This window comes from Streptomyces sp. 13-12-16 (assembly GCF_002114215.1).
Taxonomy (GTDB): Bacteria; Actinomycetota; Actinomycetes; order Streptomycetales; family Streptomycetaceae; genus Streptomyces.
The window spans coordinates 1,250-10,328 of the sequence record NZ_NCTE01001421.1 but is presented as its reverse complement, the minus strand read 5'-3'; the positions used below and the strand labels follow the sequence as shown (position 1 = coordinate 10,328).

Sequence of the window (9,079 nt, the reverse complement as noted above, 5' to 3'; positions counted from 1 at the left end):
CGCGGGCGCCACTACGCGCGCGGAACCCGGAGCAGCCGGTCCGGCGAGCCGGGCCCGCGTCCGGCCACCTTCCCGCTCGCCGCGCCCTTGACCAGCGCGTTCGCCACCTGGGCCGGGGTCGCCCGCCGGTGCTCGGCGAGATACAGCGCCGCCGCGCCCGCCACGTGCGGGGACGCCGTCGACGTACCCGAGGAGGTGGCCCGCGCGGTGTCGCTCGCGGCGGAGGCCGAGGTGATCGACACCCCCGGGGCGAACAGATCGAGCGCCGAGCCGTGGTTGGAAAAGGCCGGTTTCTTGTCCTGCCGGCCGGTCGCGCCGACCGTGACGGCCTGTTTCACGCCCGCCGGCGAGTACAGCGCGGCCGGCCCGCCTTCGTTGCCCGCGGCGACCGTATAGGTGACACCGGAGGCGATGGAGGTGCGGACGGCGGCGTTCAGCTGTGCGTTGTAGGGGCCGCCCAGGCTGAGGTTGGCGACGGCGGGCTTCCTCGCGTTCCGGGTGACCCAGTCGATGCCGGCGATCACCTGGGCGGTGGTGCCGGTGCCGGCGTCGTCCAGGACGCGCACGGAGACGACGCCCGCCTTCCCGGCGACCCCGTACGAGGTGCCCGCGACGATCCCGGCGACATGCGTGCCGTGTCCGTTGCCGTCCTGCGCGGTCCGGTCGTCCTGGACGAAGTCCCAGCCGTGGCGGGCCCGTCCGGCGAACTCCTCGTGCGTGGTCCGCACGCCGGTGTCGATCACGTAGACCGTCACCCCGGCGCCCGCCGGCCCCGGCCGGGCGTAGCGCCCGTCCAGCGGGAGGTTCCGCTGGTCGATGCGGTCCAGGCCCCAGGACGGGGGGTCCTCCCGGGTGCGGTCCAGTGTCACGCGGGTGTCCTGGACGACCGAGGCGACCCGCGGGTCGGCGGCCAGCCGCCCGGCCTGTCCCGCGTCCGCCCGTACGGCGTACCCGTTGAGCACCGTGCCGTAAGTGTGGCTGATTCTCGCCCCGTACCTCTCGGCGAGGGCCTTGCCGGCCGCCGAGCCGGCCGTCGTCCCCTTCTCCAGCGTCACCAGATAACCGCCGGTCACGGAGCCGGGTGCCCCGGCGCCGAGTATGCGTCCCTGTGGTGCGGAGTGCGCGGGCGGGACGGCGGCCGAGACCGCCGCGGTGCACAGCACCGCCGTCATGACCCCCGCCCGGCGCGCACGCCGTCCGCGTGTCCGTGCCATGGTCCGGGTTCCCCTCCTCCACTCGGCGCGTCCGGCGCGGGCCGGCACGCCAGAGGGGAAGCGTCTCGTGCGGGACGAAGCGCGACAAGGACGCCCATGGGGGCGGAACCGGCCATATCCGTCGTGAAGTGAATCGTTTGGCCGAGGACGTGAAGGTACCCGTGTCCCCCGGCTTCCCGCGCGGACCGTGTCCGCGCCGGTACTGTCGGCAACGATGCCCGGACGCACACCGCGTCTCTCACGAACGCGCCGAGGTGACTTGTGAAGGCGATCCGTCGATTCACCGTCCGACCCGTGCTCCCCGAACCCCTGCGCCCCCTGAGCGACCTGGCCCGCAATCTGCGCTGGTCCTGGCACACCGGGACCCGTGACCTGTTCCGCTCCGTCGACCCCGAACGCTGGGCCGCCGCCGGCTGCGACCCCGTACGGCTGCTCGGCAGCGTGGCGGCCGAGCGGCTCGCCGAACTGGCCGGCGACCGTGACTTCCTGGACCGCCTCGACGCGGTCGCCGCCGATCTGGACGCCTACATGACCGGCGACCGCTGGTACCAGGCGCAGACCGACCGGCTGCCCGCCGCCGTGGCCTACTTCTCCCCGGAGTTCGGCATCACGGCCGCCCTGCCGCAGTACTCCGGAGGACTCGGCATCCTCGCCGGCGACCACCTCAAGGCCGCCAGCGACCTCGGTGTCCCCCTCATCGGCGTCGGACTGCTCTACCGGCACGGCTACTTCCGCCAGTCCCTGTCCCGGGACGGCTGGCAGCAGGAGCACTACCCCGTGCTCGACCCCAACGAGCTGCCCCTGGACCAGCTCGAGGAACCCGACGGCACCCCCGCCCAGATCACCCTCGCCCTGCCCGGTGACCGCTCCCTGCGCGCCCGGATCTGGCTGGCCCAGGTCGGCAGGATCCCGCTGCTCCTGCTGGACTCCGACGTCGAGGAGAACGACCTCGGCGAACGCGGGGTGACCGACCGGCTCTACGGCGGCGGCAGCGAGCACCGGCTCCTCCAGGAGATGCTGCTCGGCATAGGAGGGGTCCGCGCGGTGCGTACGTACTGCGAGCTGACCGGGCACGCCGCGCCCGAGGTGTTCCACACCAACGAGGGCCACGCCGGCTTCCTCGGCCTGGAGCGCATCGCCGAACTGCGCGCGGACGGGCTGGACTTCGACGCGGCGTTGGAGGCGGTCCGCGCGGGGACCGTGTTCACCACCCACACGCCCGTCCCGGCCGGCATCGACCGCTTCGACCGCGAACTGGTCGCCCGGCACTTCGGCCCGCACGCCGAACTGCCGAACATGGAGGTCGACCGCGTCCTGCGGCTCGGCATGGAGAGCTACCCCGGCGGGGAGCCCAACCTGTTCAACATGGCCGTGATGGGCCTGCGCCTGGCCCAGCGCGCCAACGGCGTCTCCCTGCTCCACGGCGACGTCAGCCGCGAGATGTTCGCCGGACTCTGGCCGGGCTTCGACCCGGAGGAGGTGCCCATCACCTCCGTGACGAACGGGGTGCACGCGCCCACCTGGGTCGCCCCCGAGGTGTTCCGGCTCGGCGCGCGGCAGATCGGAGCCCAGCGCGCAGAGGAGGCGCTGAGCGTCGGCGACTCCGACCGCTGGGACTCCGTCGCGGACATCGCCGACCAGGACATCTGGAAGCTGCGCCGGTCCCTGCGCGAGCTGCTGGTGCTCGAGGTGCGCGAGCGGCTGCGCGCCTCCTGGCGGCAGCGCGGCGCCGGCACGGCCGAGCTGGGCTGGATCGACGGGGTGCTCGACCCGGACGTGCTGACCATCGGCTTCGCCCGGCGCGTCCCGTCGTACAAACGGCTGACGCTGATGCTGCGCGACCGGGACCGGCTGATGGACCTGCTGCTGCACCCCGAGCGGCCGGTGCAGATCGTGATCGCGGGCAAGGCGCACCCGGCGGACGACGGCGGCAAGCGGCTCATCCAGGAACTGGTCCGCTTCGCCGACGACCCGCGCGTACGGCACCGGATCGTGTTCCTGCCCGACTACGGCATGGCGATGGCGCAGAAGCTCTACCCCGGCTGCGACATCTGGCTGAACAATCCGCTCAGGCCGCTGGAGGCGTGCGGGACCAGCGGGATGAAGGCCGCGCTCAACGGCTGCCTCAACCTGTCCGTCCTCGACGGCTGGTGGGACGAGTGGTTCCAGCCCGACTTCGGCTGGGCGATCCCCACGGCGGACGGGGCCGGGACCGATCCGGACCGGCGCGACGCCATAGAGGCCGCGGCGCTGTACGACCTGCTGGAGCAGCGGATCACCCCGTGCTTCTACGGCCGGGGGCGGGACGGGCTGCCGGACCGGTGGATCGAGATGGTGCGGCGGACCCTGGGCCTGCTCGGGCCGAAGGTGCTGGCCGGGCGGATGGTCCGGGAGTACGTGGAGCGGCTGTACACGCCCGCCGCGCACGCCCACCGTGCGATGGACGCGGACTCCGCGCGTGCGCTCGCCGGGTGGAAGGCGCGGGTGCGCGCCGCCTGGCACGGGGTGGCCGTCGACCACGTCGAGACGTCCGTGACGGCGGCCACCGCGGAGCTCGGCAGCACGCTCGCGCTGCGGGTGCGGGTGGGGCTGGGCGGTCTGAAGCCGGAGGACGTCGAGGTGCAGGCGGTGTCCGGGCGGGTGGACGGGGAGGACCGGATCACCGGTGCGACGGCGGTGCCGCTGAAGCCGGTGGGCGCGCCGGACGCGGAGGGGCGCTGGGTGTACGAGGGGCCGCTGGCCCTGGACCGCACGGGGCCCTTCGGCTACACGGTCCGCATCCTGCCCAGCCACCGGCTGCTGGCGTCGGGTGCCGAGCTGGGGCTGGTCGCGGTGCCGTCGGAGGACGTGGTGGAGGCGGCGGGGCTGCTGATGCGGTGAGGCCCCCCGGGCGGGCGACGGCGCGGTGCCGAGGGGCACCGCGCCGAGGCGTGGGGGGAGGGGGACGCCGGATCAGCCCGCGCTGCAACTGCCGACCGACGGCGCCGGGCTGGAGGGCCCGTTGACGGTGAAGCCGAACGACGTCGACTGTCCCGCGCCCAGGGTGCGGTTGTGGCCGGCCGGGGTCACGGTCACCACGTTCCCGCTCCTGCTGGCGGTGCCGTTCCAGAGCGAGGCGATCGTCTGGTTGCCGGCCAGCGTCACCGGCACGCTCCAGTTGGAGACGCCGCCGCTGCCCGCGGTGATGGTCACCTCGCCGTTGAAGCCGTTGTTCCACGCGTTGGTGGTGCGGTAGGTGGCGCTGCAGGCGCCCGGCGGCGGTGTCGTGGGAGTGCCCCCGTCGCCGCCTCCGCTCCCGAGGGTGATGTTGGAGCTGCCGGAGCTCTGGTAGCCCTCGGTGGCCATGATCATGTAGTAGTTGAAGGCCCCCATCGGCATCCCGGCCGCTTCCCAGGCGTCGAAGTGCGTGCCGGTGTTGATGGTGCCGCTGGACCGCTTGCTGTTCCGGACGCTCCAGTACTGCTGGAAGGTCTTGGTGCCCTCCACCGACGGTGCGTCGCGGCGGGTGGACTCGTAGATCGTGTACGTACCGCCGTCGGCGTTGACCGTGCCGCGCTGCCGGCCGGCCGACCCGGGGTTGTACGGGCCGTGGTTCTCGACGATGTAGTACTCCACCAGCGGGTTGGCGGTCCACCCGTACAGCGCCAGGTAGCCGTTGCTGCCCGGGTTGAACGTGCCGGAGTAGGTGACGTTCCGGCGGCTGCCGTTGCTCCAGCCGAGGCCGCCGACCCAGTTGTTGGTGTTGCTCCACTGGCTGCTGTACTGCCCGGCGGCCCCCAGCGTCATGGTGACGGAGCCCGGGTCGTCGGTCCAGAAGGAGTAGTAGTACCCGTTGTACGTGCCGGTCGAGTTGCTGGTGAGGACCTGGTCGGCCCGTGCCGTGCCGGGCAGCAGCAGTCCGGTCCCCGCCGCTGCCGCCAGTGCCCCGGCACCGCCGAGGACGAACCTTCTGCGGCTGACCGGACGTGGGCCGGAGCTGTGGGGGGATTCGCTCATGGGGCTGTTCCTCCTCGTGAAGGGCACGTCAGTGACGGGGAGACACGCCGAGCACACTTCGGCGCTCACCAACGAGGTGACAGGGATCGGTCCCGCGTCTGCGACGCAGTGGGACCGCGGAGCGCCACAACAGTCTTCCGCGACAGAGGAGTTGTCAATGGTTTCGTAATGCTCCCGAAAGTATTCGGTGTCATGGGCCGTTGCCGTAGCTGGGGCGAGATGGATGCGTCAGGCGCCGGGGGAGGGGGTGTCGGGGATCTCGCCGATGCGGTGGTTCGAAACTTTCGAACGTTTTCCGGCGTCGCCGCCCGGGGTCAGTCCTCCGTGAGGCCCTGCGTGGCCAGGCGGCGCAGCACCTTGCCGCAGCGGCGGGCGTACGCGTGCTGCATCGCGCGGGTGGCCGGGCCGCCCGCGCGGGAGTACCAGCGGGCCGGCCGGCTGAACGCCTCCACCGTCAGCCACACCGTGCCGTCGCCGGTGCGGTCCACGACGAAGGACTCCTCGCCGCACTCGGGGTGCCCGGCCAGGGTGCCGTACGCCCAGCCGGCCCTGCGGTGCTCCTCCACCGTCCACACCACACGGCAGGGCGCCCTCACGACCCCGGCGAGGGTGATGGTGACGTCGACGTCCGGGGCCGCGCGGTCGGCGGCGGTCTCGACACCGACCCCCAGTTCCCGGTGCAGCTCCCAGGTGAGCAGCGCCCGGGCCGCCTGCCGGAAGACCGCCTCGCCCTCGCCGAGGCGGGTGCGGACGCGCATCGGGTGGAAGCCGGGAGGGCAGAAACCGGGTTCCCGGGTCGCGCCGACGTGGTCGTAGGTGAAGTCCGCCGAAGACATGGGACCCAAGAGTAGGGCGGCGCCCACGCCTTGGAGAAAGGCGGGGCGCCGCTCGTGGCACTCGTTCCCGGTTTACGGGAAGGTGAGCTTCCAGCCGCTGATGTAGCCGGTGTCGTACCGTGCCCGGTCCTGCACCCGCAGTCTCCAGGTGCCGTTGGCGGCCTCGGAGGAGGCGTTGACCGTGAAGGTCTGGTTGATGTTGTCCGCGGAGCCGCCGCTGCGGTTGCGCAGGTTGTACACCGTGCCGTCCGGGGCCAGCAGGTCGACGACCAGGTCACCGCTGTAGGTGTGCACGATGTCGACCGAGACCTGGAGGTTGGAGGGCGCGTTGCCCGTCCGTCCGGAGACGGTGATCGAGGACGTCACCGCGGAGCCGTAGTCCGGGATGGTCACGTCGGTGTTGTTCTCGAAGGACGTACCGCCGCCGCCACCGCCGTCGGAGCGCGAGCCGACGTTGATGCCCGCCCACGCGTCCTGCACCGCCTTGTACTCGGCGCTGTCCGTGCCGTACAGCTCACCGGTCGCCGCCAGGGTGCCGGTGCGGGCGCCCGCGTAGTTGGTGGTGGAGGTGAACTTGGTGGTCAGCGCGCGGAACCAGATCTTCTCCGCCTTGGCGCGGCCGATGCCGGTGACCGGGAGGCCGTCCGAGGTGGGCGAGTCGTAGGTGACACCGTTGATGGTCTTGGTGCCGCTGCCCTCGCTCAGCAGGTAGAAGAAGTGGTTGGCGGGGCCGGACGAGTAGTGGACGTCGATGTTGCCGATGCCCGAGTACCAGGAGTCCTTGGACGCGCCGTCCTTGCTCGGCTTGTCCATGTAGCGCAACGGGGTGCCGTCGCCGTTGATGTCGATCTCCTCGCCGATGAGGTAGTCACCGACGTCGGAGGAGTTGTTGGCGTAGAACTCGACGGTCGAGCCGAAGATGTCACTGGTCGCCTCGTTCAGGCCGCCGGACTCGCCGCTGTAGTTGAGGCCCGCGGTGTTCGAGGTCAGACCGTGGGTCATCTCGTGCGCGGCCACGTCGATCGAGGTGAGCGGGTTGGCGTTGCCCGAGCCGTCGCCGTAGGTCATGCAGAAGCAGCTGTCGGACCAGAAGGCGTTGACGTAGTTGTTGCCGTAGTGGACCCGGGAGTAGGCGCCCACGCCGTCGCCGCGGATGCCGCTGCGGCCGTGCACGTTCTTGTAGTAGTCCCAGGTCAGCGCGGCCCCGTAGTGGGCGTCGGCGGCGGCCGACTCGAGGTTGGACGGGCTGCCGTTGCCCCAGACGTCGTCGGAGCCGGAGAACAGCGTGCCGGTGCCGGAGGTGCCCCGGTTGAGGTTGTACGTCTTGTGCCCGCCGCGCGCCCCGTCGGTGAGGTTGTACGACGACCCGGACTGGGTGGTGGTCAGGTCGACGGTGCCGCTGTAGACGGTGTGGCCGGTCCCGTTCTGGACGGCCTCCCACTCGTACAGCTTCTCGCCCGTGGTGGCGTCGGTGACGACGTGCAGCTCCTGCGGGGTGCCGTCGTGCTGGAGGCCGCCGACGACCGTCTCGTACGCCACGACCGGCTTGCCCTCGGCGGCCCAGATCACCTTGCGCGGGGCCCGGTCGACGTCGGCGCCCTCGGCCTTCTCGGCCTTCGCGGCGGACAGGGCCTGCCGCTCGGCCTCGGCGGCCGGCACCTTGGCGGTGGTGGTCGCGGGCTTCACCGCGGTCCGGGTGGCCTTGACGACGGAGTCGGCCGCGCCGGGCGTGTCGCCCTGGACGACCAGGTCGCCGCCGAGGACGGGCAGACCGTCGTAGGTGCGCTCGTAGCGGACGTGCACGGTGCCGTCGCGGTCCTTGAGGACGTCACGGACGACGAGCTTCTCCTTCGCGCCGAGACCGAGGTCCTCGGCGGTCTCCGCCTTGGTGGCGTTCGCCTCCCGGATCAGCGCGGCGCGCTGGGCGGGGGTGAGCCTGACCGACTCGGAGCCCGGCTTCGCCTTGCTCGCGGCCGCCGGTGCCTGCTCGGGGGCGGCGGTGGCGCTGCCGGACTGCACGGCCGTGGCGATCAGCGCGGCCACCCCGGCGAGGGCGACGGCGGCGGCACGGCGGTGCGTGGCGTGGGGGGTGCGTCTGTGGGACGACCTGCTTCTCAACGCTGACTCCTTCTGCGTGGCCGCGGGTCGCGCGGCCTGGGGAGACCGGACGGCGGGTGGGCCGGCCGGGCAGAACGGAAGTGCTCTGAGCTGTGGCCGCCGCGTGCAGCGGTGGGTGGGGTGTCGCTGTGGGGTTGCTGTGCAGCGGCCGTGGGAAGAGTGGCAGGTGATCGCGGTTTCTGTCAGGAGCGCGTCAGGAATTTGGCCGGAAACCGTTCGTTGTCCGGGAGTTCGGGTTCGGTATACGAACAGTTGGGGCGGGGGCCGTTTCCGCGGCGGATCGAGGGGGCGGGTCTTTGGGTTCCGCCCCCGCCGCCCCTCCCCTCCCCGTCCCCGGGGGCTGTGCCCCCGGACCCCCGTCGGCCCTGGACGGGCCTTGTCCTCACACTCCCCCGGAGGGGGTGCCCCCAGACGGGCCGGTCGGGTCGGGCGGGTGGTCGCCGTGCCAGGAGTGCCACAGGGACGCGTACGTCCCGTCGGCCGCCACCAGGGCGTCGTGTGTACCGAGTTCGGTCAGCCGGCCGTCCTCCATGACAGCCACGCGGTCGGCGTCGTGCGCGGTGTGCAGCCGGTGCGCGACGGCGATGACCGTACGGCCCTCCAGGACGGCCGCCAGCGCGCGCTCGGTGTGCCGGGCGGTGGCCGGGTCGAGCAGGGCGGTGGCCTCGTCGAGGATCAGCGTGTGCGGATCGGCCAGCACCACCCGCGCCAGCGCGAGCTGCTGCGCCTGCGGACCGTCGGTGGCGTGGCCGCCCTCGCCCAGCTCCGTGTCCAGTCCCTCCGGCAGCTCCCGCACCCACGCCTCGGCGCCGACCACGGCCAGCGCCGCCCACAACTCCTCGTCTCCGGCGCCCGGTTCGGCGATGCGCAGATTGTCGCGGACCGACCCCAGGAACACGTGGTGCTCCTGGGTGA

5 protein-coding genes and 1 pseudogene are annotated in these 9,079 nt (G+C 72.4%); 1 reads left to right on the top strand and 5 read right to left on the bottom strand.

Annotated features, from left to right (window positions below; genetic code table 11):
• Window positions 1–11: 11 nt before the first annotated feature.
• The gene (locus tag B7767_RS41985) at window positions 12–1,214 is read right to left on the bottom strand and encodes a S8 family peptidase (RefSeq protein WP_085576418.1); all 1,203 of its coding nucleotides are present in this window, start codon (window positions 1,212–1,214) and stop codon (window positions 12–14) included.
• Window positions 1,215–1,475: 261 nt separating this feature from the next.
• On the opposite strand from B7767_RS41985, the gene B7767_RS41980 reads away from it, so the two are divergent.
• Window positions 1,476–4,094, top strand: coding sequence for a glycosyltransferase family 1 protein (locus tag B7767_RS41980; protein WP_085576417.1), 2,619 nt, complete (start codon window positions 1,476–1,478; stop codon window positions 4,092–4,094).
• A gap of 72 nt (window positions 4,095–4,166) precedes the next feature.
• Here the strand turns inward: B7767_RS41980 and B7767_RS41975 are convergent, their stop codons facing one another.
• The 4 genes and pseudogenes from B7767_RS41975 to B7767_RS41960 all read right to left on the bottom strand — a co-directional run.
• Window positions 4,167–5,210, bottom strand: coding sequence for a glycoside hydrolase family 11 protein (locus tag B7767_RS41975; protein WP_085576416.1), 1,044 nt, complete (start codon window positions 5,208–5,210; stop codon window positions 4,167–4,169).
• A 314-nt stretch (window positions 5,211–5,524) separates the two neighbouring features.
• Window positions 5,525–6,046 carry a DUF1990 family protein gene (locus B7767_RS41970; RefSeq protein WP_085576415.1) on the bottom strand — a complete coding sequence of 174 codons (522 nt, stop codon included), beginning with the start codon at window positions 6,044–6,046 and terminating at the stop codon, window positions 5,525–5,527.
• 72 nt (window positions 6,047–6,118) lie between these two features.
• Window positions 6,119–8,164 carry a M4 family metallopeptidase gene (locus B7767_RS41965; protein WP_085576414.1) on the bottom strand — a complete coding sequence of 682 codons (2,046 nt, stop codon included), beginning with the start codon at window positions 8,162–8,164 and terminating at the stop codon, window positions 6,119–6,121.
• 382 nt (window positions 8,165–8,546) lie between these two features.
• Window positions 8,547–9,079: pseudogene (locus B7767_RS41960) on the bottom strand (ABC transporter ATP-binding protein); the annotation flags it as partial.

Coding starts and splice junctions, on each gene's coding strand:
- B7767_RS41985 (WP_085576418.1), bottom strand. CDS start 1,214: ATGGCACGGACACGCGGACGGCGTGCGCGCCGGGCGGGGGTCATGACG.
- B7767_RS41975 (WP_085576416.1), bottom strand. CDS start 5,210: ATGAGCGAATCCCCCCACAGCTCCGGCCCACGTCCGGTCAGCCGCAGA.
- B7767_RS41970 (WP_085576415.1), bottom strand. CDS start 6,046: ATGTCTTCGGCGGACTTCACCTACGACCACGTCGGCGCGACCCGGGAA.